The sequence below is a fragment of the Salinirubrum litoreum genome (genome assembly GCF_020567425.1).
GTDB lineage: Archaea > Halobacteriota > Halobacteria > Halobacteriales > Haloferacaceae > Salinirubrum > Salinirubrum litoreum.
In genome coordinates, this window is the sequence record NZ_JAJCVJ010000001.1 from 875,936 (window position 1) to 898,400 (window position 22,465).

Genomic DNA, 22,465 nt, shown 5'->3' on the forward strand with positions numbered 1-22,465 from the left:
TACCAAAATCCGCGTCAGGGAACGCTCTTGGTACCCGGCGTGGTAGTCCGTGTCATGAGTCAGACCGACTCGAACTTCCAGCCTGCGGTCCCACTCGACGACCTCCGGGCGTCAGGCAGAGAACTGGTCCGCGTCGACGGGCGTGCAATCGCCGTCTTCCACCACGAAGGCGAGGTGCGCGCGGTCGACAACCGCTGTCCGCACATGGGCTTTCCCCTCACGGAGGGGAGCGTCGAGGACGGCATCCTCACCTGTCACTGGCACCACGCGCGGTTCGAACTCTCCTGTGGCGACACCTTCGACCCGTGGGCAGACGACGTGCAGGCCTACCCGGTCGAGGTCCGCGACGGGACGGTGTACGTCGATCCGGACCCGCCGCGCGACGAACCGCCGGCCGAGCACTGGGCGAGTCGACTGGAGGACGGCCTCGAACAGAACCTCCGACTCGTCCTCGCCAAGTCCGCCATCGGCCTGGACGACGCCGGCGTCGACCCGACCGAACAGGTCGAGACCGGCGTCCGGTTCGGGACGCAGTACCGGCAGGGCGGGTGGGGGCCGGGGCTGACCATCCTCACCGCGATGGCGAACGTCCTCCCGGACCTCGACACGAACGACCGCCGGCGCGCACTGTACCAGGGGCTCGTGCAGGTCGCCTCGGACTGTGCCGACCAGCCACCCCGCTTCGAGCAGGAGTCGTTCTCGGCGCGGGACCTCTCCCACGAGCGCCTGAAGTCGTGGTTCCGCGAGACGGTCGAGGTCCGCGACGCCGACGGTGCGGAGCGCTGTCTCCGGACGGCGGTCGCCTCCGGCGCGAGTGAGGCCGAACTCGCCGAGATGCTGGTCGCGGCCGGCACCGATCACCGGTATCTCGACACCGGACACACGATGGACTTCGTGAACAAGGCGTGCGAGGCCCTGGACCTGATCGGGTGGGAGCACGCGGAGTCGGTCCTCCCGACGCTGGTCGACGGCCTGACCGGCGCGGAGCGCAGCGAGGAACTCTCCTCGTGGCGACAGCCCATCGACCTCGCGGCGATGGCCGACGACACCTTCGACCGCCTGCCGGACCTCGTCGCGGCGGGAGAGGGCGAGGAGTGGACCGAACCCGACGACTTCACCGACCGCCTGCACAGCGACGACCCCGAAGCCGTGTTCGACGCGCTGGAGGGAGCGATTCAGGGGGGCGCGACGGTCGAGCAGTTGGCGTCGGCGGTCGCCTTTGCGGCGGGGAAACGCGTCGCGCAGTTCGCCACCAGCAACGAGTTCTCGGACTGGAACACCGTCCACCACACCTTCACCTACGCGAACGCGGTCCACCGCCTCTCGCGGCGCACCGACGCCACGGAACTGTATCGCGGTGTGTTCGACGCCGCCGTCAACGTCTACCTCGACCGCTTCCTCAACACGCCGCCGGCACCGATTCCGGACCGGGGCGACAGCGAGGCGGACACCGACGCACTGCTCGACGACCTGCTGGCGACGTTCGACACCGAGGGCGCGGTGAACGAGGCCGGGCGACTGACGGCTCACTACCTCGACGCCGGCGGTGACCCGGCCGCGTTGCGGGAGCGACTGGGGAGTGGACTCGTTCGCGAGGATGCGGGCTTCCACACGTTCCAGGCGCTGGAGGCCGGCTTCACGCAGGCCGGGATGCGCGAGGAGAGCGAGGAACGGCGGGTGTTGCTGGTCGCGGTGGCGCGGTACCTGTCGGCGCACTTCCCGACCCGGCGGGAACGCGAGCAGACCTTCACCATCGCGGATCGACTGCACCGTGGCGAGAAGATTCACGAAGCCGACTGAGATGCGAACTCGGTCGAATCGGTCGCGGACGACGAGCGGTGAAAGCCCCCGACCGCTCGACCGGCCGCGTCGCCCGAGGCGGCCCCACGCCGCCGAGGTGTCGCGCCAGCCCGGTCGACTGGTGAGTGTGTCGTGAGCCGAAACTCGACTCGGTGTGCCGTATTTATAACGAACTATCAAGAGAGATACGCGAGTCGTTAAGTCGGGGTGTCACGTACGTCTCTGTATGACACTTGCACTCGTACCACACGCATCCGGCGGCAGACTCGGCGAGGACGGCGAGGGCGTCGGAGGCATCGGTCGTCGGGGCCACTACGCCTGCGGGGTGATCAGCATCGCAGTCGTGCTCGCCACACTGGTCGTCAGTTACTCGCTCGTCGTGGCGATGACGAGCGCGGTCCCTCTACTCTCGACGACCGCCATCGTCCTCCTGACCGTGGTCGTCTGGGTGCTCGTCTGGCTCCTCCTCGACATGACATTGCTGTGGTGGGTCGCCCGTACCGCCGACGAGTGACCGGGGCGACGGGTGGAACCGGGGGCCGGCGGAGTCCCCGACGTGGCAATGAAAAGAACGATACTGGTGCGGCCCTTGCCTCGAACAACGTGTCACGTTCGCTGTTCTTCACCGCCGAACGAGAGGTCGCGGTCCGCGAGCGCGAGGTGGGGCCTCCCGGTCCCGAGGAGGTCCGCGTGGAGACCACAGTCTCCGCTGTCAGCCCCGGAACCGAACTCCTGCTGTATCGTGGCGACGCCCCCCAGTCGATGGAGACCGACGCGACGCTCCCGGCGTTCGCCGACGAAGACCTCTCGTACCCCCTCCGGTACGGCTACGCCGCCGTCGGCGACGTGACCGCCGTCGGCGAGGACGTCGCGGACGACTGGCTGGGCGAGACGGTCTTCGGCTTCAACCCCCACGAGAGCGCCTTCCTCGCGGAGCCGAGCCACCTGATCCGGGTCCCGGGCGACTGTTCGCCCGAGCAGGCCGCCTTCCTGCCCACCGTCGAGACCGCCGTGAACTTCGTCATGGACGGTCGCCCGGTCGTCGGCGAACGTCTCGCGGTCTTCGGACAGGGACTCGTCGGCCTGACGACCACCGCCATCCTCGCCGAGTTCCCGCTGTCCTCGCTCGTCACCGTCGAGACCGTGCCAGAGCGCCGCGAACGCTCGCGGGGCTTCGGTGCCGACGAGAGCATCGACCCGACTGCGGTCCCCGACACGCTCTCGCCGAGCGACGGGACCGGCGTCGACCTGGCGTACGAACTCTCCGGGAACCCCCGAGCACTGGACGACGCGGTCGGGGCGACGGCCTACGACGGGCGCATCGTCGTCGGGTCGTGGTACGGGACGAAACGGGCCGACCTCGGACTCGGCGGGCGGTTCCACCGCGAGCGCATCGACATCACGAGCAGTCAGGTGAGCACCATCGACCCCGAGTTCCGGGGGCGGTGGGACACCGACCGCCGACTCTCCGTCGCGTGGGACCACCTCGCCGACCTGCCGACCGACGACCTCGTGACCCACCGACTCCCACTCGGCGAGGCCGACAGCGCCTACGAGACGCTGGACACCAGTCCGGAGGCGGCAGTGGGAATCCTCTTTACGTATGACGACCGTTGACCGGTTCATGTACACGGTGACGGTTCGCCGCGAGTTCATCGCCCAACACTTTCTGACGGTTCCGGACCCCGGACCCGAGGGCGACCTGCACTCGCACGCCTTCACGCTGGAACTCCGCCTGTCTGGGCCGGAGCTGAACGAGTTCGGGTATCTCGTGGACATCGACCACGTGGAGGCCGCGATCGACGACCTGTTGGCCCGCTACCGGGACGCGACGCTGAACGACCTGCCGGAGTTCGACGGCGAGAACCCGAGCGTCGAACACTTCGCCCGACACGTCGCCGATCGGTTCACCGACGACGCCGACCTGTCGAACCCCGAGCGAGTCGAAGTCAGACTCTGGGAGGACGACAGCGCGTGGGCGAGTTACGAGACGCCGGTCTGATGCAGGAGGCTGAAACCGACAGAGAGGAGGGCGATGCCGACACACTCCACGTCGGCTGGGTCGTCTACGGCGACCTCGACCGCCGGTCGGGCGGCTACCTCTACGACGCCGAGGTCGTCGAGCGTCTGCGGGCCGCCGGCGACGAAGTGACCGTCGTCTCCCTGCCCGACGTGTCGTACCTCCGGTCGCTGACCCACAACGCCGGCAGGGGTCTCCGGCGTCGACTCCGGCGAGTCGCCCGCGAGGTCGACGTCCTCGTCCAGGACGAACTCTGTCACCCCTCGCTCGCGTGGGCGAACGACGCGCTCCCGGCCGGCACACCGGTCGTCGGACTCGTCCACCACCTGCGCTCTGCGGAACCTGCCCCGCCGTGGCGCAGGCGTGGCTACCGCACCATCGAACGTCGCTACCTCCGGACGCTGGACGCGGTGATCTGCAACAGCGAGACCACGCGCCGGACGGTCACAGAGCTCGCAGGTCCCGAGGCGACTGCCGAGTCGGTCGTCGCGTACCCGGCCGGAGACCGCTTCGGTGAGCCACTCCCGGCGGCCGAGATCCGCCGCCGCGCACACGAGGACCCGTTTCGGGTCGTCTTCCTCGGCAACGTCACGCCCCGGAAGGGACTGGACACGCTGCTGGCCGGACTATCCCGACTCCACTGCGACTGGGACCTGACGGTGCTCGGCAGTCTCTCAGCCGACGAGTCGTACGCCGAGTCGGTCGCCCGACTCGTCGGCGACCTCGGACTCGCAGACCGGGTGACGCTGGCCGGTCGGGTCGACGACGACCGCCTCCGTGCAGAACTCCGGCGCGGCCACGTGCTGGCGATCCCCTCGACGTACGAGGGATTCGGGATCGCCTACCTCGAGGGGATGTGTTTCGGCCTCCCCGCACTGGCCTCGACGGCGGGTGGGGCCTCGGAACTCGTCACCCACCGCGCGGACGGCTGGGTCGTCGATCCGGGCGACCCGAGCGAGATCGCGGACGCCCTCGCGCCGGTCTGCCGGAAGCGGGACCGACTGGCCCGGATGGGTCTCGCGGCGGCCGACCGGTACCGCGACCACCCGACGTGGGCCGAGACCGCGAGCACGATCCGGGCGTTTCTGACCGACGTGAGCGAGACCGACTGAGAGTCCCGACAGCGGACGACTGCGCCCGACCCCCATCGACACCCGGCGGTCGTCGTGACGCGTCGTTCGTCGCCGACGGAACTGTGCTATTCACAGATGTTTTTCGGAGCTGGGCGTATGGAATCTGTATGGAAACTCCGGCACGGGTGCTCCTGGTCGACGACGACGAACGGTTCGCCGAACTCGCGTCGACCTACCTCGAACGCTCCGGCGACGTGACCGTCGTCACCGAAACCGACGCGGCCGCCGGACTCGATCGACTCGATGGGGGAGGGATCGACTGTGTCGTCTCGGACTACGAGATGCCCGAGACCGACGGTCTCGGCTTCCTCGAGTCGGTCCGTGCGGATCGCCCAGATCTCCCCTTCGTGTTGTTCACCGGGAAGGGGAGCGAGGAAATCGCCGCCGAGGCCATCGCCGCCGGTGTCACCGACTACCTCCAGAAGGGGACCGGCACCGAGCAGTACACCGTGCTCGCCAACCGGATCGAACGCGCCGTGGACGCGTATCGCACAGAGCGGGCGGCCGTCCGAACCGAGACCGACCTCGAACGACGCGAGGCCGCGCTCCGCCAGATGTACCGGATCATCGCGGGTGGCGATCAGTCGCTCAAGTCGAAGATGGAGGAACTCCTCGCGGTCGGCTGTCGAGCGCTGGACACCGACATCGGCGTCGTCTCGCACGTCGAGGGCGACGAGTACGAGGTCGTCGCCGCGCGGACACCGACAGCGGAGTTCGTGACCGGCGACACGCTGGACATCGGCCAGACCTACTGTGAGGTGACGATGGAGTCCGAGGAGACGACCGTCTTCGAGCAGGTCCAGCAGGCGACGACCGACGGCGGCTGTGAGCTCACGGAGCGACTCCCCTACACCGAAGTCGGACTCAGTGCCTACATCGGGACACCGATCGACCTCTGTGAGACGACCTACGGGACGCTGTGTTTCGCGGACCCGGAGCCACGCGAGGCGTTCTCCGAGTGGGGCAGGACGGTCGTCGAACTGATGGGTCGGTGGCTCGGCTACGAACTCACCCGCCGAACCGCGAAAGCCGAGATCGAGCGCCAGCGCGACCGGCTGGACGAGTTCGCCAGCGTGGTCTCACACGACCTCCGGAGTCCGCTCTCGGTCGCACAGGGGCACCTCGAACTCGCTCGAGAGGCGGACGACCCGACGCAGGCGGACAGTCACTTCGACGGTATCGACGCCGCGCTCGGCCGGATGGACGAACTGATCGACGACGTACTCGGACTCGCGCGACAGGGCAAGCGCGTCGACGAGACGACGACGGTGTCGCTCACAGAACTGGTGTCGCAGGCGTGGGCCAGCAGAGAGCACGGCGGAGAGGCGACGCTCGAACGTGGCGACCTGCCGAGCGTCGAGGCCGACCGGGAGCGACTGCGTGCGCTCTTAGAGAACCTGTTCCGGAACGCCCACGAGCACTCCGGGGCGGAGCCGACCGTGACGATCGAAGCACTCCCCGGCGGGGGGTTCGCCGTCGCGGACGACGGGCCGGGCGTCCCCGCCGAGGAGCGCGAGTCCGTGTTCGATCACGGCTACTCGACGAGCGACTCGGGCACCGGCTTCGGCCTCTCTATCGTGGACACCGTCGCGCGAGCCCACGGCTGGGACGTATCGCTGACCGAGAGCGTGTCGGGTGGGGCGCGGTTCGAATTTCGGTGGTAGCGCGACCGCGACGCCGTCCGAGCGAATCCGACAGCAGCCCTACTCGTGCGTCCAGTAGACGACCGACTCGTCGTCGCCGTGGGCGTCGACGCGGGCGAAGCCGACGCGCTCGAACTGGATCACGTCGTCGACCTCGGTGTCGGCGAAGTCGGGTTCCGCCTCGCCGGTCACGTCACCCTCGGGCGTTCGCATCCGGACCGGGACGGTGTCGTCGGCCGGCACCCAGTGGATCACCGGGACGCCCTCCTCGCGGACCGCCGCGATGTCGTCGCCGACGTACTCGAAGGCGTCGCGGGTGTGGCGGACACAGCCGTACCCCTTCAGCCAGACCCGCTTCCCGTTCGGCGGGAGGTCCTCGGCTTCGATCTGTACCGCGCCGGGCACCGGCACCTCGCGCCGGCCGCGCTCCTCGTGTTCCGGGTGGTACGGCGGGTGGCCCGCCTCAGGACCGCCGATCACGGGCACCTCTCTCCCATCGCGGACGAGGAAGTAGCGGTCCGCCTCTGGATCGACGCGTTCGCGGTTCGCGGCGTAGACCGCCGACATCGAGAGATCGACGTTCGAGGTGGAGGTGCCGAGCGCCGTCATCGCCTCCACGATCGCCGGGCCGCGGATGCCTCTGCGCTGCAGGCTGGCGAGCGTCGGCGCACGGGGGTCGTCCCAGCCGTCGAGGTCACCGTCCGCGATGAGTTGTTTGATCGTCGAGGTGGACATCTTCACGTCGTAGGCGTCGATCTGCACGTGGCCCCAGTGGATCACCTCGGGGTACTCCCAGCCGAAGTAGTCGTAGACGAACTGCTGGCGCTTCGCGGAGTCCTGCAGGTCGATCCCCCGGATGATGTGGGTGATCCCGGTCAGGTGGTCGTCGATCCCGGACTGGAAGTCGAGCATCGGCCAGCACCGGTAGTCGGCGGCTTCCTCGCGGGGGTGCGGGGTGTCGATCATCCGGAAGGCGACCCAGTCGCGCAGCGCGGGGTTCTTGTGCTCGATGTCGGTCCGGACACGGAGGACCATCTCGCCGGACTCGTACTCGCCGTCGATCATCGCCGCGAACTCCTCGCGGGTCGTCTCGGGATCTTTGTCGCGGTGCGGGCAGGCCTCGCCGCTGTTCTTCAGGTCGGAGAACTCGCCCTGCGGACACGAACAGGTGTAGGCCCCGCCCATGTCGATCAACTCGCGGGCGTGGTCGTAGTAGGTCTCGACGCGGTCGGAGGCGCGGATGACCTCGTCCGGTTCGAAGCCGAGGTAGTCGATGGCGTCGAGGATCCCGTCGTAGGCGTCGAGGTCGGGGCGTTTGGTCTCCGGGTCGGTGTCGTCGAACCGGCAGAGCATCCAGCCGTCGTACATCTCCTTGTACGTCCCGATGACCGCCGGCATCCGGGCGTTGCCGAGGTGCCACGGCCCGTTCGGGTTCGGCGCGAGGCGCATCCGGATCTGGTCGTACTCCTCGGCGTTCGGCAGGTCCGGCAGGAGGGCGTCGTCTCCCTCGTCTTCGGCGAGAATCTCGTCCATCTCCTCCGGTGCGAGTTCTTCGAGTCGAGCGATGCGTTCGTCCCGATCCATCCCGTTGACGCGACTCACGACGCCGCCGACAACGCCGGGAATCTCGTCGCCGTGGGGGCGGAAGTCCGGGTTCTCGCCCATCAGCGGCCCCATCACGGCACCCACGTCCGCGTCGCTGTCGTACTTCACCGCGTTCAACAGCGCGTGTTTCTCGGCTTCCGCCTCGACGCGCTCCCGAAGCTCAGAATCCATTAGCCGGTGGTTCGCTCCCGTCGCTAAAAACTGCGGTGGATCGACGTGACGCGACCGGCACACCCGACACCCGGTCGAGTTCGACTGCCTGCGTGGTCGACCCAGTCCACCGGTTCGGCACAGCGGGGTAGGGGCATGTCGAGCGTTAGCATTGCACAGTCAAAAGGGTTTCTGGCGAGTCACTGCGAGCGGTCGCGTGGGTCACTCCCGGAGGTCGTCGGTCGCGCCCGACAGGTCGGCGACGAACTCCCGGACGACCTTTCCCTCGGCCCGGTGGAGCGTCTCGCTCAGCGTCGAGGCCGCCAGACCGAGGTCGTCGGCGAGTTCGGTCAGCGTGCAGTCACGCGGCGAGTCGTAGTAGCCCGCCTCGACCGCTTCGAGGACGAGTTCTCGCTGCCGGGCAGTGAGCACGCGTTCGGGGTCGACCGACTCCTTGATCCACTCGACGTGGTAGTCGAGTCCCATCGCGTCCAGTTGGTCGGCCATCGCGGCGAGTCGGTCCCGCGAGGTCGTGAGTTCCAGCGTCGCCGTCCCGTCCCGGATGGTGATCGGTGGCTGGAGGGGGAGGCCGGACTCACGAGCGGAGAACAGCAACAGCGGTTCGGTCGTCTCGAACTGGATCACCGCCTCCTCGGGAGTCGTCCCGACGATTGACAGACTCGTCACCGCCTCGTGGTCTTCCATCGCCGCGACCGCCGACAGGACGTCTCTCCCCGACAGTTCCACGAGACCGACGCCTCGGTCGTCGGCGGGGAGCGCGGCCAACACCTCGAACGTCACGTCGGGGTACGTCTGCGAGACTGCGCCGATCCAGACCATCTCCGGCAACGTGACCGTCATCCGAGCGTGCGACATCACTCGGCCTTCTCGCGGTCGACGGGAAAGCGTTGTGGGGGCCGAACATCTTCGGGACCACACCCACAGTCGTCGGCCGCGACCCTCCGGATATGGACACGGAGTCAGTACACGACGGGTCGTGGTCGAAGAACCTGGAGACGGAGACGTACGCCGACGACGAGGAGCGACTCCTCGAAGACGCCGTCGCGGCGGTCGCGGCCACACGGCCCGGCCACCACGTGAACCTCGTCACGCACTCGGCCCACGGGCATCCCCGCCAGTATCTGTACGAGGAACTGACGGCCGTCTTCGGCGACGCCGTCGACGCCGAGTACGTCGAACAGTGTGGCTGTGGCGGCCACGTCACTCGCGTCGCTGTCGAGGGAGAGATCGACCGTCGAGAGTAAGAACGGCCCGCGAAGCCAGCGCGGGCCGTCGGACTGACCAAGCCACCGCGAGGAGCACCAGTCTCGCAGTGCGTGACGCGCGTGGCTCGCGTATGCCTGCGGTAACCGTACCGTCGCGCGTCGACTACAGCTTTGAACGATAGGGTAAAAAGTGCTTGGGTTAGACTAATATCGTCCAGTTGCTCGCAAGGATGTTCGGTAGTATCAGAATCGGGCGTTAGTTTCCGTAGAGTACGAAAATTCTACTTTCGTTTCGAGTCGTCACTGGACGAATCGTAACACGCACCGACCCACGAGCCGAGACGGTTTCGACGCCGAGGCACCCTCGGAGGTGTGTCCGTCGCGCGTCCGCGCCGGTTCGTTCGTGGCCGACTGGCGCCTTCGTGTCAGCAGGGAATCTAGAACGGTGATCGAAGGACCACAGGGACCGGAGACGGTGGTCGGCGACGTGTGGGCGAGACCCGTCGAGATTCGGTGTCGGTTCTGCGTTCTCGACAACGCAGGCGTCGGCCCGCTCTCCTCACCGAACCATGTACGGGTCGTCGCCGGCGAGGAACCGACCGAGGTCGACCTCGCGCCGGAAGTCGGTGCGCTGGAGTTCCCGGAGGCCGGCGACGAGTCGGTCGTGGTCGCCCTCGACCCACTCTGCGGGGTCCTTGATCGGGAGGATCAGGAAGCCGGCACCGAGGATCTCGGTCCCGTGGAGGTCGTCCATGTCCGAGGAGACCTTCCCGGCGCGCGCGGAGTAGGTCTGGAGGACGTGCCGTGTCGCGCGGGCACCGACCGGCAGGAGGACGTGGGCCGCGATGGCCCGGAGTTCGGCGTCGAAGAAGCGTTCCATGTCGCCGTAGTCGTCGTCGGTCGGCGGGTCCTCCGAGACGCACATGTGGATGTACGAGAGGAACGTCTTCGAGACGCTCGGGTCGTCGCCGGTCTCCCGGAGAAGTCCGGCGTCGGCGAGTGCGGACTGGAGTCGCAGGCCCGCCTCGTTGGTGAACGGGACGCCGGTGTCGGCCCCGCCGTGGACGCCGGGGTGGTCGCCGATCACGTGGAACTCGGCGTTGGCGTCGCCGTAGCCGGGGACGAACTGCTCGCAGTCCGGTCGCATGTCGAAGGGGTTCGAGATACGGTCGGTGACGTTCTCCACGCTACCCGGTAGTCAGCGGTCGAAATAAGAATACCGCGATTCTGCTCGGCCCACCGGTGGTCTTCCTGTTCGGTGGACCACTCCGGGTCGTGTCGCTCAGAACACGCCGAGCAGGAAGCCGAGTCCCATCCCGATCAGGACGACTCCCGAGACGATCGGGAAGTACTCGCTGAGTCGCTCGACGCGTTCCTCGAAGGCGTGGTAGCCGGCGACCAGCGCGAGTGTCAGGCCGACGATGCCGACGATGACCGTGACGGCGTAGATCAGCATCAGTTCGAGACAGTAGGTCGACCCGGTGCAGATGGCGATGATCTCGAACTCCTCCTCGTGGGCGAAGCCGAGGAGGAACGCGAACCCCGCGATACCCCACAGGCCACGGTCTGCGGCGTCCTCCATCGAACCGTGTCCGTGGCTGTGTCGGCCGACGACGGGGAGTGCCGACTTTACACGGGCGAGTGGGCCGGTGTCGGCGTGGTCGAGATCGTGCGCGTGACCGTGGTCGTCGTGATGCTCGTGGTCGTGGGCGTGATCGTGGTCGCCGTGATCGCCCTCGCCGTGGTCGTGGTGGTGGCCGCCGCCTCGAAGTTCCCGGACGCCGAGCAGGATCAACAGTCCCCCGGCGACGTAGTTGAGCCAGCCGATCTGCGTGACCCCGAAGAACTCGGTCGCCCAGAAGAAGACGGCGACGACCGCGATACTGCTGATCAGGTGGCCGACCCCGATGATCAGACTCGCGGCGACCCCGGAGAGCCACTTGTTCGACTGCTCCATCGCGTAGGTCGCCGCGACCGGCCAGCCGTGACCTGGTTCGACCCCGTGGAGTGCGCCGAGGGCGACAGCGCCGGCGACCAGTCCCGGCACGTCGGAGAGCGGCATGGTCGTGTTGGAGCCACGCAGGTCGAAAGAGGTTGTTATGACCCGACCGAAGGGATCGTAATAATCGGGTTCAAGCGCCCGGCGTGCCGAGTGGGTCGTATGCGAACGAGTCTGAACGTCCCCGAGGACGTGCTCACGGAGTTCGACGCGGTCTGGCAGGCCGAGGGGTTGGCCTCGCGGTCGCGTGCGATCCGGGAGGCGATGCAGGAGTACGTCGAGTCGCACAGTCGACTGGAGGCGACGAGCGGTGAGATCGCCGCCGTCGTCGCGTTCGACTACCAGCACGACCCCGTGATCCGCGACCTCCACACCGTCCAACACGAGTTTCAGGACGTGATCACGACGACGAGCCACGTCCACCAGGGCGACTGGTGTCTGGAGACCGTCTTCTGTCGCGGCGCTGCGGGGCGGGTCCGCCGACTCGTCTACCGGTTGCGGGACTTCGACGCCGTGGCTCGCGTCTCGGTGCTGTCGCTCTCGACCGAGACCGGAGAGGAACCGCACGAGCACGGGACGGTCGACGATCACGATCACGAATCGACCGAGTGAACGACTGCCGTCGACCGAATCGGGGTGTCGTGTCGGAGGTCCCGGAACCCTTATCCCTGCGGTGCGCGTTCTGTCACGTGCAAATGGCGAAAGGTACGGTTGCGTTCTTCAACGACACAGGCGGTTACGGCTTCATCGAGACAGAGGATGCGGACGACGACGTGTTCTTCCACATGGAAGATGTCGGCGGCCCGGACCTCGAAGAGGGCCAGGAAGTAGAGTTCGAGATCGAACAGGCGGACAAAGGGCCGCGCGCGAAGAACCTCACTCGGCTGTAGCCGACGGGTTGGTCGACGGCTCGACAACGACACTTTTCGAGAAACTACCGACGAGCGACGCGACCGGGCGACTCACTGCTCGGCGACGTGAAAACGGACAGCGGATCACGGCGGAAGTGAACGTCTCGGAATCGACCGACTCAGGTTCCGTACTGTCGCGCCCGCTGGAGATCGGAACCGCACTCCGGGCAGGCCGCCCGGTACGATATCGACGCGACGCGGTGGGAACACTCCCGACACTCGTACGACGAACGTTCACGCATCAGGCACGTCAACGTATCACATAGTGTTAAAGCTTGCCGTCAGACGGGTGGCTGACAGACGGTTCGACGCGCCGGTCGAAAGTACACAAACTTTTACCCACGTTCGGCGAACGACGCGGTATGCCTTACAGCTACGAACCGCACCACTTCGAGGACTTCGAGGTCGGCGAGACGTTCGAGAGCGTCGGCCGGACGGTGACCGAGACCGACCTGGTGATGCACTCGGCGTTCACCGGGGATTGGACCGAGCTCCACAGCAACGCCCACTACGCCGAGGAGGGACACTTCGGCGAACGCGTCGCACACGGGCCGATGACGTTCGTGCTCGCCACCGGCTTCGTCTACCGGTGTGGCTTCCTCGAACGCACCGTGGTCGCCTTCCTCGGGATGAACTACATGAACATCCCCGCGCCGGTGAAGGTCGGCGACACCGTCTCGATGGACATGGAAGTGATCGAGACGAAGGAACTCTCCTCGCGGGACGACGCCGGACTGGTGGTCATCGACTCCACGGTCACGAACCAGGACGACGAGACGGTCTTCGAGGGCGACATGAAGTTCATGGTGAAGCGCCGAGACTGATCTGCCCGCGTCTGCGCGCCGCCGACGGTCGGCGCACCTCACGGCGCAAGCCCGGCGAACGATTCCCGTAACTTACGGGTACTGGCCGGATGGCTCACGCCGTTCCTACTCCGCGGACTCGAAGAACGCACCTCTACTTGCCGAGCGGACAAATCGAGTTTAATCGAACGACAGCGCCGGGGTGGGCCGACAGCGTGGGCCAGAACTTTTATATACTCCTCCCGTCGGAGAACTGCGCTACAGGCAGATGATCTCGAAGCTGTACCGGACAAGCCTACTCGCGCTGTACCAACTCACGGTCGCCCTCGGCATCCTCGTGCTGCCGCTGGCGATGCTCGCACGCCGCGCCGGACTCCGGCTCCCGATCCACCGGCTGGTCGAAGCCGCCGACCGGGCCTACGAGAACGCGGCACGCTGAGGACGGACGCCCGACTCGATTCTCGACGCTCCCGACGACCCGTACTCTCAAGTACGAAGCCGGGACCACCTCGTCGCGGTGGTGATCCACGGAGACGGCCGATCCGACCGAGCGTGTTCCCCCCACACCTTCGCCGATTCGGACTTCTTCGTCGGTCCGGATCCGTACCCCTACCCGGCGAGTGGCTGGGAGACGATCCACAACGAGAGGACGGTGTAGCCGACCATCAAGACGGTCAGCGGTGCGTGTGCTCGGAGCGTCCCCCGAGAAGACACCGACTTGCGCGGATCTACGATCGTCTCGCCGACCACCCGCTCGACCACCGCGTGCGCGGCGACGACCGCGACGACGTGGCCGACGACGATCAGCGACACCTGTGACGCCCAGAAGGCCCAGATCGGGAGCCAGCCCAACAGGTCGACCGACCCCGCACCGACTGCGATCGGCAGTCGACCGAGGAACGTCAGGCTGTAGCCGTAGCTGTGTGCGACCTCGTAGCCGGCGGCGATGGGCAACAGCGTCGGCGCGAGCGCCAGACCGAGCGAGTCCGCCACGCCGCCGTCACCGGCGACGCGGGTCGGCCCTGGCTCGCCGCTCGGAGTGGCCCACGCCACCGCGCGCACGACGAGCCAGAAGCACGCGAGGAAGCCCCCGAAGCCGAGGAGGTAGAGCACGATGCTGACGCTCGGGCCGACAGCCAGTGCGTCCTGGACGCCGACGTGGAGGCTGGCGTACTGCGGCGACTCGGCGAACCCGTCGAAGCTGACGGTGTAGACCGCCGCGACGACGAGCGCCGCCGTCGCGCGATCCGCGACCGGTCGCCGGCAGTCACGCCACGGGACACGGGCGACGACGGTCGCGGCACCGTCGGACTCGCGCGTCACCGACAGCGGTGCGGCCCGTCCGAGCAGTCGGTAGAACACCGCAAGTGGGTCGGCACGGTCGAACCACGTCGGACCGAAGGCGATGCCGCCGAGAAGCATCACCAGCGCGTAGCCGGCGACGAGAACCGCGGTCCCGGCCGGGAGCGACGGGAGTCGGGTGAGGTTCTCGGCGACGCCGACGAGCAGGAGGAAGCCGACGAGAGCGGGCCACGCACCGAGACGATCGGGATATTCACGGAGCGCGATCGGTGCTCCCTCAAGCGAACAGAGCGCGTCGTAGACCGTCCGCCACGGGGAGAGGAGTCGCCACGGACTCCCGGCGACGATCGACAGCAGCGCGAGTCCCTTCAGCCAGACCGGCCAGACGAACAGGGTCGCGAAGTTCGCACCGGGCGTCGGTGTTCCGGTCGCACCGACCCACAGTACGGCACCGAAGGCGAAGAAGAACGTCGCGCGGGCGAAGGTGGACAGTGGCCGGGCGACGACCGCCGGAACCCTCCCGAGTCGGCGACTGGCGTCGGGGACCGACCCTCCGACTGCGAGTAGGAGGGCGGTGAGGGCGACCGTCGCGCCGGCACCGGCGAACAGCCACGGGAGCGGCACCGGCACGTCGAACCGGGTGGCGAACTGGTGGGCGAGAGCCGGTCGAGCGAGGAGTCCGACGCCGAGCGTGACGAGCAGGAACCGAACGAGCCACGACCGGCGGCGGGACATACCGGTCCGTAACGGCCGGACCGACAAAACGCGGTTGGTTCGTGGCCGCTGTGTGGGAGCCCCCGGCCGCGACTGGAACGTCGAGACGCTACAGCAGAACGACGAACAGCACGACGCCGACGAGTAGCGAGAGCGTCAACAGCAGGAGGACACCCGCCGAGGCGAGCATCCCGAGAATCGTGGTCGTCGCGGCCGACGCGCTCGCTTCCACGTCGCCCGTCTCGTGGTACTCCAGCGTGAAGACGGTGCCGACGACGCCGAGCAGGATGCCGACCGGTCCCGTGACCGCGAACAGGACCAGCCCCACGACGGCCGACAGCGCGCTCGTCCGGGGCGAGGCCCCACCGGCCGCCGCCGAGATGGGGCCGGCGAACTGTTCGACGCCGACTGCCGTCACGCCGACCGTGGTGAACGACAGGAGCAGGAGTGGGCCGGGGTCCGAGAAGCCGGTCAGGGCCCAGTAGCTGTAGACGCCGGCGAGCGAGAGCAGTCCGGCCGGGACGGCGGGGAGGACGCTGGCGACGACGCCGGCCGAGAGGAGGAGCAGGGCGAGGAGGACGGGGAGTGTGGACACACGGGAGCGTTCACGACCGAGACGGAAGAACCGGGGCGACAGTCCACGATTCCGGAACGTCCGGACGGGCCGAGACTCGGGAGCGAGTCTCGGCGACCGACCAGTGGCGACACCGTTCTGCGTCGAGTGGCGACCCAAGCGACCGGCGTCCTCACAGGAAGACGACGACCACCATCACGACGAGCATCGACCCGGTGAGGAGCGCCTGCACGAGGTTGGAGCCGAGCATCCCGAGCGTCGTGATCGCGGCACTGCGCAGACTCGCCTCCGCGTCGCCACCTCGGGAGAACTCGACGGCGAAGACGACACCCGCGATACCGAGGATCACGCCGACCGGGCCGGCGACGAACAGCAGGACGAAGCCGGCGAGTCCGGCGAGGAGAGTGGTGGTCGTCGAGGCACCACTCGCCTTCGCCGCCAGCGCGCCCGCCAGCCAGTCGACCGCGATCGTCACCAGTCCGACCAGCGTCAAGCCGAGGAGGACGAACAGCCCTGGCTCCGTGTAGCCCGACTGCCACCAGAACAGGTAGACGCCGGCCAGCGAGAGGAGCGCACCCGGAAGCCCGGGGATCAGACTCCCCACGACGCCTAAAACGAGCAGTCCCACGGCGACCCACGCCAACGTCGTGACCATACCGAATCGAGCGACCGCGTTCGGGTTAGGTGTTCGGATTCCCGGCCGAGAGCGTCTCTCGGGCGAGGTTTTATATAGTACATTATCGAACGTTAGCAACTGCCATGCCAATCGACCCCGAGTTCACGGAACACAGAGAGGTAGTGGACGAACACGAGGGCCACGACGTGTGGGGGCCCGTAGAGGAACCAGAGACACTCGGTATCCACGGGACCCACGTCGCGGTGGACTTCGACATCTGCATCGCCGACGGGGCCTGTCTGGAGGACTGCCCGGTCGACGTGTTCGAGTGGGTCGACTCGCCCGGACACCCCGAGAGCGAGATCAAAGCGGACCCGACCCACGAGGGACAGTGCATCGACTGTATGCTCTGTGTCGACGTGTGCCCGGTGGACGCCATCGACGTGGACGCGGGCCGACAGGGGCGGGTGTGAGGTGAGGATGGATGCGCTACGTCGTACTCACCAAGGGCGTCCCGGACTTCCGTGAGGGGAAGGTCTCCTTCGACGAGGACGGCCACCTCGAACGCGGGAAGACGCCGACCGTGATGAACCCGAACGACAAACACGCCCTCCGCGCCGCACTCCAGACCAAGGTGCGACACGGCGGCCACCTCTCGCTGATGAGCATGGGGCCGCCGGGGTACGAAGACGTGCTCCGCGAGGGGATGGCGGACGTGTACGCGGACGACCTCTACCTGCTCTCGGATCGAGCACTCGCCGCCTCGGACACGTGGGCGACCGCGATCACGCTCTCGACCGGCGTCTCGAAACTCGACGAGCAACCGGACATCGTCTTTGCCGGTTTCAAGACCGCAGACGGCGAGACCGGCCACACCGGACCGCAGGCCTGCTGGTGTGAGGACTGGCCCATCGTCACCCACGTCGTCGCACTGGACGTGGACGAGGAGGAAGGGATGCTCCGCGCGAAACGACTCGTGGAAGGCGACGTCGACGAGATCGAGACCGTCGAGGCACCGCTCCCGGCGTTCGTGGTCGCCGACCCGGAGTTCGAACCCTCGTACACCCGCGCCGAGCACCGCCTCCGGTATCGCGACCTGCGCGAGGAGACGCAGGCCCGCGCCGAGCACTACGAGGAGCACCTGACGACGTGGAACCACGTCGACCTGAACCTCGACCCGGACTACATCGGCCTCGACGGCTCCCCGACGATCGTCTCGTCGGTCGACCCGATCCCGAAGGCACCGGCCGAACGGGAGGCGACGATGGTCGATCCGAGCGACACCGAGGGGATGCGCGCCGTGGTGGACGAACTGACGCCGTTCGCGGGAGGTGACTGACCGTGCCACTCGACCCGAACGACTACGACATCTCCGAACTCGGCCCCGCGCTGAAGGACGTCGAGGACGTGGACGAACTCCGCGAGATTCTGGCCGCCGAGGAGGCCGGGCAGGACCGCGTCGGTGCGAAGAAACTCATCGAGAGTCGGATCGAGAAGTTCGCGGACGACGGCGAGGACGCCGGGGACGGCGAACTCGACCCGAGCGAGATGAGCCTCGCAGACCTCGGGAACGCGATCCGGAAGATCGAGGACACGGACCGGCTCCGAGAGGTGCTGGACGCCGAGGAGAGTGGAGCGAACAGAGACGGCGCGAAACGACTCATCAGTCAGCGTATCGAGTCGCTGACCGAGACCGAGGAGGACGACGGCGACGGGGACACGGACGAGGAGCGACTGAGCCCCGAGGAGAAACACCCGGATCTCGACCACCCGACCGCCGACAAGCGGCACGTCAGGGCGCTCGACGGGGGCGAGTACCGCGACATGTGGGTCTACTGTGAGACGCAGGGCGGTGACCTGCTGTCCGTCTCGCGGGAGATGCTCGGGAAGGCCCGCGAGTTGATGGACGACTACAACGCCCGGTACGTCGGCGACGACGAGGCGGACGAACGCGTGGTCGCCGTCCTCATCGGCGACGGCGTGAGCGAACTCGCCGACGAGTGCATCGCCCTCGGTGCGGACGTGGTCGTCCACTACGAAGACGAGCGACTGGACCGCTTCGTCCACAAGCCGTACACCGAGGTCTTCTGCGAGATGGCGCGGTGGCACGCAGAGCCGCCGGACGCGACCGGCGTCGAGGGGACGGACCCAGACCCGACCGACTGGCGCGACTACGACGAACCGCGCTACGTCCTGTTCCCTGCGACGAACAACGGGCGGGACCTCTCGGCGATGGTGCAGGCCGAGTTGGACTCGGGGCTGGCGTCCGACTGCTCCGGTCTCTACATCGAGGACACGGAAATCTCGAACCCCGCGAAGACCGGCGAACCGGGGACGACGAAGACGTTCCGCCGAGTCCTGCACATGAAGCGGCCGGACTTCTCGGGGTTCGAGTACTCGACGATCCTCTGTCTCGACGCGCCCGACCGGGAGTTCCACCCGCAGGGCGGGTCCGTGATTCCGGGCAGTTTCGACGTGCCGGACCCGAATCCCGAACGCGAGGGCGAGGTGATCGCCTTCGAGACCGACGTGCCCGACGACTGGTTGCGGGTCCGGGTGACAGAACACGACCGACTCGACGAGGGTGTCGACCTGACCGGCCACGACGTGATCGTCGCAGTCGGTCGGGGCATCGGCGCGGACCCGACACGCGGGATGGAACTCGCGGTCGAACTCGCGGACGCCTTCGAGGACGCCGAGGTCGGCGTCTCGCGTGGCATCGTGACCGGGTCGTACCAGTTCGACGCGCACGTCGAGCAGTACACCCACGAGGACCGCCAGATCGGCGAGACCGGGCAGATCGTCGAACCGAAGATCTACATCGGGGCCGGCATCTCCGGGGCGGTCCAGCACAAGGTCGGCATGGACGAGTCGGACACGATCATCGCGGTCAACACTGACCCCGACGCCCGCATCCGCGACTTCTCGGACTACTTCGTCGAGGGCGACCTGTTCGAGGTCCTGCCCCGACTGACCGAGGCGGTCGAGACCGGCGAACTGGACCTCGCGGCGATGGCAGACGGCGGTCGTCGCCGGTCGCCGGAGACCGACGGTGGTCCTGAGACCACCGGTGAAGAAGGGGGTGACGCCGATGTCTGACGACTACGAGCACTACGAGGCGGTCGTCGTCGGTGGCGGTCCCGGCGGGGCGGCCGCAGCGGCACGCCTCGCGGATCACGGCGTCGAGACGCTCCTGCTCGAACGCGGCGTCGACGCAGGGTCGAAGAACGTCTCGGGCGGCCTCATCTACGCCGAGGAGTCCGCGCCGTACACCATCGACGACCTGTTCCCGGACTTCCGCGAGGCGGCCTCCGAGCGCCCGATCACGCGGTACTACATCCACAACGTCGCCGGCACGTCGGTCGAGACGTTCAACCTGACCGACCTGCACGAACACGACACCCAGTGGTCCGACAGCGTCCTCCGCCGGCGGATGGACTCGTGGCTCGCAGAGCGCGTCCACGAACGCTGTCGGGAGACCGGCGGCGGCGTCCTGACCGAGGTCCGGGTGAACGGCCTCCTGCGCGAGGACGGCGAGATAGTCGGCGTCACGTGCGACGAACTCGACCCCATCCGCGCGGACACCATCGTCGCGGCCGACGGCGTCAACTCCGAACTCGCACGGGACGCCGGCCTGATGGACTGGGAGGACCCCGGCGAGTGGTTCCAGGGCGTGAAGGCGGTCGTCGACATGGACCCGAAAGTCGTCGACGACCGGTTCGACATCGACGCCGACGAGGGGGTCGCCCACCTGTTCTCGGGCGACCTGTTCCAGAACGTCCGGGGCGGCGGCTTCCTCTACACGAACGAAGACTCGCTGTCCATCGGCTCCGTCTTCCACCTCGACAGCATCGTCGCGGAGGCGGCCGAACCGCACGAACTACTGGACGCTCTGCTGACCCACCCACTGCTCGGGCGCTGGCTCGGCGACGACTACGACGAGCGAGAGTACTCCGCGAAACTCGTCCCGGACTCGAAGAAGGTCGCGCTCCGCCAGCCACACGAGGGTCGCCTGCTGGTCGTCGGCGACGCGGCCGGCCAGATGCAGGCGCAGGGGCCGATCATCAAGGGGATGAACCACGCCGTCACTGCGGGGGCACTCGCGGCCGACGCGGTGAACGAAGCCCGCGAATCCGGGCGCGTCGAGACGGCCGGCAGCCGCTACGCCCAGAAGTTGGACGACAGCGGGACGATGGCGAAACTCCGTCCCCGGCGCTACGAACTCACGAGTTCGATCGCGGAACACGATACCGTCGCGTCGGTGACGGATCGACTGATCGAGTCGCCGGTCGGTCGCCTCGGCGTGAAGGCGCTCGGCGGGCAACTGGAGCGGCTCTACAACTCGCCGCTCCTGACGGGGATGATCCCCGACACCGAGACGCCGTACGTCACCCTGCCGACCGTCATCGCGCAGGAACTCGGGACGCCGGTCCGGGCGCGGAACGACGTCCACCCGCCGGACCTCGTGGACCGGATCGGCGGGCTGACCTACGACACCGACGTCGGCAACCCGCACATCCGGGTGACGGACAACTCGATGGCCGCGAGTGGTGCGGCCGTCACTGCCTGCCCGGTCTCGGCGAAGGGCTTCGGCGGCGGCTGCTACCGCGAGGAGACGATCAGGACGAACGGGTCCGAGGAGCAGGTCGTCAGTCTCGACACCCAGCCCTGCGTCGAGTGTGGCACCTGCGCCGTGGTCGCCGACACCGAGTGGGAACACCCGCGCGGTGGCAAGGGGGTGGCCTTCCGCGACGGATGAGCCGACTCGCCGACCGCACCGCGCGACTCGCTCGCCGGGCACGCGACGACACCGCCGCCTTCGACCCGCCGAGCGACCCGCCCGCCGAGGAGGAGGCGCTCGGCTACCTCACCGACGGCGTGGGCGAGGTCGTCTCGACCTACGTCGAGGCGCGCACGGGAGAGTTCGTCCGCCTCACGGAGACGGAGATGACAGACCTCCACCGAGCGTTGAACGACTGGCTGGCGCTGTACGCCCGGTGTTACGGTCGGTCGGTCGATCCGGACGTGACGGTGCGGACGACCGCCGAGGTGGTGCTGAAGACCCACAGCCTGCGCGACACCGCACAGCTACTGACCAGCGTCCCTGCTCGCGGGGACGCCCCCGGCGTCGGCGAGGACCGACACACCCACGCGGTGGTCGGCGACGGCGGAGACGACACGGACACGCGAGCGACCCAGACCGATGGAACTCACTGAACAACTCTCGTTCGACAACAAGGACCGCAAAGACATCTACGAGTACGTGGAGCGCCACGGCACCGTCTCCGAGAAACAGGCGCGCCGCGCACTGAACATGGAACCGGAGGCGTTCGGCCACCACGTCACCATCCTCCGGCGGGACGGCTACCTCCGGAACGTCGATGGGAAACTCGAAGTGGCCTACGGCGACGAGACCGCCACGGACCACGAGTCGGAGGGCATCAGCTACAGCATCCGGATCGCCCGACAGAACGACCTCTCGGGGCTGCTCGGGACCATCCGACAGGTCGCCGAGGAGGGGAGCTACATCGAGGGCGAGACGGTCGCGGACATGATCGACCACGAGGAGGTCATCCTCCGGCACAACGAACTCGGCTCCCGCCTCTTCTTCGTCGCGACGGTCGACGAGGACGTGATCGGCTGGGTCCACCTCGACCTCCCGGAGGCCGAGAAACTGTCGCACACGGCCGTCCTGACGCTCGGCTTACTGGAGGAGTACCGCGACCACGGTATCGGGAGCGCGCTGCTCGAACGCGGGACCGACTGGGCACGCGACCACGACTTCGAGAAGCTCTACAACAGCGTCCCGTCGGTCAACGAGGGAGCAATCGGCTTCCTCGAGTCACACGGCTGGGAGACAGAGGCGGTGCGCGAGGACCACTACAAGATCGACGGCGACTACGTGGACGAGGTGATGATGGCGATCTGGCTGGACTGAGGTCGCTCTCGCGTCGAACTCCCCGTCGAAC

At 67.7% G+C, this 22,465-nt stretch carries 25 protein-coding genes; 17 read left to right on the forward strand and 8 right to left on the reverse strand.

Going from position 1 to position 22,465, the window contains the following annotated elements; all coding sequences use genetic code 11:
• Positions 1 to 54 precede the first annotated feature (54 nt).
• The 6 genes from LI337_RS04305 (at position 55) to LI337_RS04330 (ending at position 6,617) form a co-directional block, all read left to right on the forward strand.
• A complete protein-coding gene (locus tag LI337_RS04305) occupies positions 55 to 1,800 on the forward strand; it encodes a Rieske (2Fe-2S) protein (protein ID WP_227228487.1) in 1,746 nt (581 codons plus the stop codon).
• A gap of 226 nt (positions 1,801 to 2,026) precedes the next feature.
• Positions 2,027 to 2,314: a hypothetical protein gene (locus LI337_RS04310; RefSeq protein WP_227228488.1), complete on the forward strand. Its 288-nt coding sequence runs from the start codon at positions 2,027 to 2,029 to the stop codon at positions 2,312 to 2,314.
• Positions 2,315 to 2,403: 89 nt separating this feature from the next.
• Positions 2,404 to 3,417, forward strand: coding sequence for a zinc-dependent alcohol dehydrogenase (locus LI337_RS04315; RefSeq protein WP_227228489.1), 1,014 nt, complete (start codon positions 2,404 to 2,406; stop codon positions 3,415 to 3,417).
• 7 nt (positions 3,418 to 3,424) lie between these two features.
• Positions 3,425 to 3,802, forward strand: coding sequence for a 6-pyruvoyl trahydropterin synthase family protein (locus LI337_RS04320; protein WP_227229419.1), 378 nt, complete (start codon positions 3,425 to 3,427; stop codon positions 3,800 to 3,802).
• Entirely contained in the window at positions 3,802 to 4,932 is a 1,131-nt protein-coding gene (locus LI337_RS04325) for a glycosyltransferase family 4 protein (RefSeq protein ID WP_227228490.1), read from the forward strand. The genes LI337_RS04320 and LI337_RS04325 overlap by 1 nt, the downstream gene beginning before the upstream one ends.
• A 128-nt stretch (positions 4,933 to 5,060) precedes the next feature.
• The gene (locus tag LI337_RS04330; protein ID WP_227228491.1) at positions 5,061 to 6,617 is read left to right on the forward strand and encodes a response regulator; all 1,557 of its coding nucleotides are present in this window, start codon (positions 5,061 to 5,063) and stop codon (positions 6,615 to 6,617) included.
• 39 nt (positions 6,618 to 6,656) lie between these two features.
• Here the strand turns inward: LI337_RS04330 and LI337_RS04335 are convergent, their stop codons facing one another.
• Positions 6,657 to 8,372, reverse strand: a complete 1,716-nt coding sequence (locus LI337_RS04335) for a glutamate--tRNA ligase (protein ID WP_227228492.1) — start codon at positions 8,370 to 8,372, stop codon at positions 6,657 to 6,659.
• A gap of 201 nt (positions 8,373 to 8,573) precedes the next feature.
• Complete coding sequence (locus LI337_RS04340; RefSeq protein WP_227228493.1) at positions 8,574 to 9,227, reverse strand: helix-turn-helix domain-containing protein; 654 nt, start codon at positions 9,225 to 9,227, stop codon at positions 8,574 to 8,576.
• Between the two features lie 92 nt (positions 9,228 to 9,319).
• Here LI337_RS04340 and LI337_RS04345 point away from each other — a divergent pair, with 92 nt between their 5' ends.
• Positions 9,320 to 9,616, forward strand: coding sequence for a CGCGG family putative rSAM-modified RiPP protein (locus LI337_RS04345; RefSeq protein WP_227228494.1), 297 nt, complete (start codon positions 9,320 to 9,322; stop codon positions 9,614 to 9,616).
• Positions 9,617 to 10,136: 520 nt separating this feature from the next.
• Here LI337_RS04345 and LI337_RS04350 read toward each other — a convergent pair.
• Positions 10,137 to 10,763, reverse strand: coding sequence for a uracil-DNA glycosylase family protein (locus LI337_RS04350; RefSeq protein WP_227228495.1), 627 nt, complete (start codon positions 10,761 to 10,763; stop codon positions 10,137 to 10,139).
• 96 nt (positions 10,764 to 10,859) lie between these two features.
• Positions 10,860 to 11,639, reverse strand: a complete 780-nt coding sequence (locus tag LI337_RS04355; protein ID WP_227228496.1) for a hypothetical protein — start codon at positions 11,637 to 11,639, stop codon at positions 10,860 to 10,862.
• A 99-nt stretch (positions 11,640 to 11,738) separates the two neighbouring features.
• Here LI337_RS04355 and LI337_RS04360 point away from each other — a divergent pair, with 99 nt between their 5' ends.
• On the forward strand, positions 11,739 to 12,188 hold the full coding sequence (locus tag LI337_RS04360) for a CopG family ribbon-helix-helix protein (protein ID WP_227228497.1): 450 nt from the start codon (positions 11,739 to 11,741) through the stop codon (positions 12,186 to 12,188).
• A gap of 83 nt (positions 12,189 to 12,271) precedes the next feature.
• Positions 12,272 to 12,466: a cold-shock protein gene (locus LI337_RS04365; protein ID WP_227228498.1), complete on the forward strand. Its 195-nt coding sequence runs from the start codon at positions 12,272 to 12,274 to the stop codon at positions 12,464 to 12,466.
• Positions 12,467 to 12,606: 140 nt separating this feature from the next.
• Here LI337_RS04365 and LI337_RS20145 read toward each other — a convergent pair whose 3' ends face one another.
• The gene (locus LI337_RS20145; protein WP_227228499.1) at positions 12,607 to 12,729 is read right to left on the reverse strand and encodes a rubrerythrin-like domain-containing protein; all 123 of its coding nucleotides are present in this window, start codon (positions 12,727 to 12,729) and stop codon (positions 12,607 to 12,609) included.
• Positions 12,730 to 12,849: 120 nt separating this feature from the next.
• Here LI337_RS20145 and LI337_RS04375 point away from each other — a divergent pair, with 120 nt between their 5' ends.
• Both LI337_RS04375 and LI337_RS04380 read left to right on the forward strand, forming a co-directional pair.
• Positions 12,850 to 13,311, forward strand: a complete 462-nt coding sequence (locus LI337_RS04375) for a MaoC/PaaZ C-terminal domain-containing protein (protein ID WP_227228500.1) — start codon at positions 12,850 to 12,852, stop codon at positions 13,309 to 13,311.
• 247 nt (positions 13,312 to 13,558) lie between these two features.
• On the forward strand, positions 13,559 to 13,729 hold the full coding sequence (locus LI337_RS04380; RefSeq protein WP_227228501.1) for a hypothetical protein: 171 nt from the start codon (positions 13,559 to 13,561) through the stop codon (positions 13,727 to 13,729).
• A gap of 170 nt (positions 13,730 to 13,899) precedes the next feature.
• Here LI337_RS04380 and LI337_RS04385 read toward each other — a convergent pair whose 3' ends face one another.
• The 3 genes from LI337_RS04385 to LI337_RS04395 form a co-directional block, all read right to left on the reverse strand.
• Positions 13,900 to 15,327 carry a hypothetical protein gene (locus LI337_RS04385; protein ID WP_227228502.1) on the reverse strand — a complete coding sequence of 476 codons (1,428 nt, stop codon included), beginning with the start codon at positions 15,325 to 15,327 and terminating at the stop codon, positions 13,900 to 13,902.
• Positions 15,328 to 15,415: 88 nt separating this feature from the next.
• Positions 15,416 to 15,901, reverse strand: coding sequence for a DUF456 domain-containing protein (locus LI337_RS04390; protein WP_227228503.1), 486 nt, complete (start codon positions 15,899 to 15,901; stop codon positions 15,416 to 15,418).
• A 151-nt stretch (positions 15,902 to 16,052) separates the two neighbouring features.
• Positions 16,053 to 16,535, reverse strand: a complete 483-nt coding sequence (locus tag LI337_RS04395; protein WP_227228504.1) for a DUF456 domain-containing protein — start codon at positions 16,533 to 16,535, stop codon at positions 16,053 to 16,055.
• A gap of 104 nt (positions 16,536 to 16,639) precedes the next feature.
• Here LI337_RS04395 and LI337_RS04400 point away from each other — a divergent pair, with 104 nt between their 5' ends.
• Genes LI337_RS04400 through LI337_RS04425 form a run of 6 tightly spaced genes read left to right on the forward strand, consistent with a single transcriptional unit; the run spans position 16,640 to position 22,434 of the window.
• On the forward strand, positions 16,640 to 16,969 hold the full coding sequence (locus LI337_RS04400) for a 4Fe-4S dicluster domain-containing protein (RefSeq protein WP_227228505.1): 330 nt from the start codon (positions 16,640 to 16,642) through the stop codon (positions 16,967 to 16,969).
• An 11-nt stretch (positions 16,970 to 16,980) separates the two neighbouring features.
• Positions 16,981 to 17,835 carry an electron transfer flavoprotein subunit beta/FixA family protein gene (locus LI337_RS04405; protein ID WP_227228506.1) on the forward strand — a complete coding sequence of 285 codons (855 nt, stop codon included), beginning with the start codon at positions 16,981 to 16,983 and terminating at the stop codon, positions 17,833 to 17,835.
• Between the two features lie 2 nt (positions 17,836 to 17,837).
• Positions 17,838 to 19,595, forward strand: a complete 1,758-nt coding sequence (locus LI337_RS04410) for an electron transfer flavoprotein subunit alpha/FixB family protein (RefSeq protein WP_227228507.1) — start codon at positions 17,838 to 17,840, stop codon at positions 19,593 to 19,595.
• Positions 19,588 to 21,255, forward strand: a complete 1,668-nt coding sequence (locus LI337_RS04415) for an FAD-dependent oxidoreductase (protein WP_227228508.1) — start codon at positions 19,588 to 19,590, stop codon at positions 21,253 to 21,255. The genes LI337_RS04410 and LI337_RS04415 overlap by 8 nt, the downstream gene beginning before the upstream one ends.
• The gene (locus LI337_RS04420; RefSeq protein ID WP_227228509.1) at positions 21,252 to 21,713 is read left to right on the forward strand and encodes a DUF8055 family protein; all 462 of its coding nucleotides are present in this window, start codon (positions 21,252 to 21,254) and stop codon (positions 21,711 to 21,713) included. The genes LI337_RS04415 and LI337_RS04420 overlap by 4 nt, the downstream gene beginning before the upstream one ends.
• Positions 21,700 to 22,434 (forward strand): GNAT family N-acetyltransferase, encoded by a 735-nt coding sequence (locus LI337_RS04425; protein ID WP_227228510.1) that lies wholly within the window; start codon positions 21,700 to 21,702, stop codon positions 22,432 to 22,434. The genes LI337_RS04420 and LI337_RS04425 overlap by 14 nt, the downstream gene beginning before the upstream one ends.
• The last annotated feature ends 31 nt before the right edge of the window (positions 22,435 to 22,465 follow it).

What these genes read in the sequence shown, in the direction of transcription:
- LI337_RS04365 (WP_227228498.1), top strand. Translation starts at nt 12,272, where the DNA reads ATGGCGAAAGGTACGGTTGCGTTCTTCAACGACACAGGCGGTTACGGC.
- LI337_RS20145 (WP_227228499.1), bottom strand. Translation starts at nt 12,729, where the DNA reads ATGCGTGAACGTTCGTCGTACGAGTGTCGGGAGTGTTCCCACCGCGTC.
- LI337_RS04395 (WP_227228504.1), bottom strand. Translation starts at nt 16,535, where the DNA reads ATGGTCACGACGTTGGCGTGGGTCGCCGTGGGACTGCTCGTTTTAGGC.
- LI337_RS04400 (WP_227228505.1), top strand. Translation starts at nt 16,640, where the DNA reads ATGCCAATCGACCCCGAGTTCACGGAACACAGAGAGGTAGTGGACGAA.
- LI337_RS04405 (WP_227228506.1), top strand. Translation starts at nt 16,981, where the DNA reads ATGCGCTACGTCGTACTCACCAAGGGCGTCCCGGACTTCCGTGAGGGG.
- LI337_RS04375 (WP_227228500.1), top strand. Translation starts at nt 12,850, where the DNA reads ATGCCTTACAGCTACGAACCGCACCACTTCGAGGACTTCGAGGTCGGC.
- LI337_RS04340 (WP_227228493.1), bottom strand. Translation starts at nt 9,227, where the DNA reads ATGTCGCACGCTCGGATGACGGTCACGTTGCCGGAGATGGTCTGGATC.
- LI337_RS04385 (WP_227228502.1), bottom strand. Translation starts at nt 15,327, where the DNA reads ATGTCCCGCCGCCGGTCGTGGCTCGTTCGGTTCCTGCTCGTCACGCTC.
- LI337_RS04330 (WP_227228491.1), top strand. Translation starts at nt 5,061, where the DNA reads ATGGAAACTCCGGCACGGGTGCTCCTGGTCGACGACGACGAACGGTTC.
- LI337_RS04425 (WP_227228510.1), top strand. Translation starts at nt 21,700, where the DNA reads ATGGAACTCACTGAACAACTCTCGTTCGACAACAAGGACCGCAAAGAC.
- LI337_RS04325 (WP_227228490.1), top strand. Translation starts at nt 3,802, where the DNA reads ATGCAGGAGGCTGAAACCGACAGAGAGGAGGGCGATGCCGACACACTC.
- LI337_RS04415 (WP_227228508.1), top strand. Translation starts at nt 19,588, where the DNA reads ATGTCTGACGACTACGAGCACTACGAGGCGGTCGTCGTCGGTGGCGGT.
- LI337_RS04345 (WP_227228494.1), top strand. Translation starts at nt 9,320, where the DNA reads ATGGACACGGAGTCAGTACACGACGGGTCGTGGTCGAAGAACCTGGAG.
- LI337_RS04355 (WP_227228496.1), bottom strand. Translation starts at nt 11,639, where the DNA reads ATGCCGCTCTCCGACGTGCCGGGACTGGTCGCCGGCGCTGTCGCCCTC.
- LI337_RS04335 (WP_227228492.1), bottom strand. Translation starts at nt 8,372, where the DNA reads ATGGATTCTGAGCTTCGGGAGCGCGTCGAGGCGGAAGCCGAGAAACAC.
- LI337_RS04320 (WP_227229419.1), top strand. Translation starts at nt 3,425, where the DNA reads ATGTACACGGTGACGGTTCGCCGCGAGTTCATCGCCCAACACTTTCTG.
- LI337_RS04305 (WP_227228487.1), top strand. Translation starts at nt 55, where the DNA reads ATGAGTCAGACCGACTCGAACTTCCAGCCTGCGGTCCCACTCGACGAC.
- LI337_RS04380 (WP_227228501.1), top strand. Translation starts at nt 13,559, where the DNA reads ATGATCTCGAAGCTGTACCGGACAAGCCTACTCGCGCTGTACCAACTC.
- LI337_RS04360 (WP_227228497.1), top strand. Translation starts at nt 11,739, where the DNA reads ATGCGAACGAGTCTGAACGTCCCCGAGGACGTGCTCACGGAGTTCGAC.
- LI337_RS04310 (WP_227228488.1), top strand. Translation starts at nt 2,027, where the DNA reads ATGACACTTGCACTCGTACCACACGCATCCGGCGGCAGACTCGGCGAG.
- LI337_RS04420 (WP_227228509.1), top strand. Translation starts at nt 21,252, where the DNA reads ATGAGCCGACTCGCCGACCGCACCGCGCGACTCGCTCGCCGGGCACGC.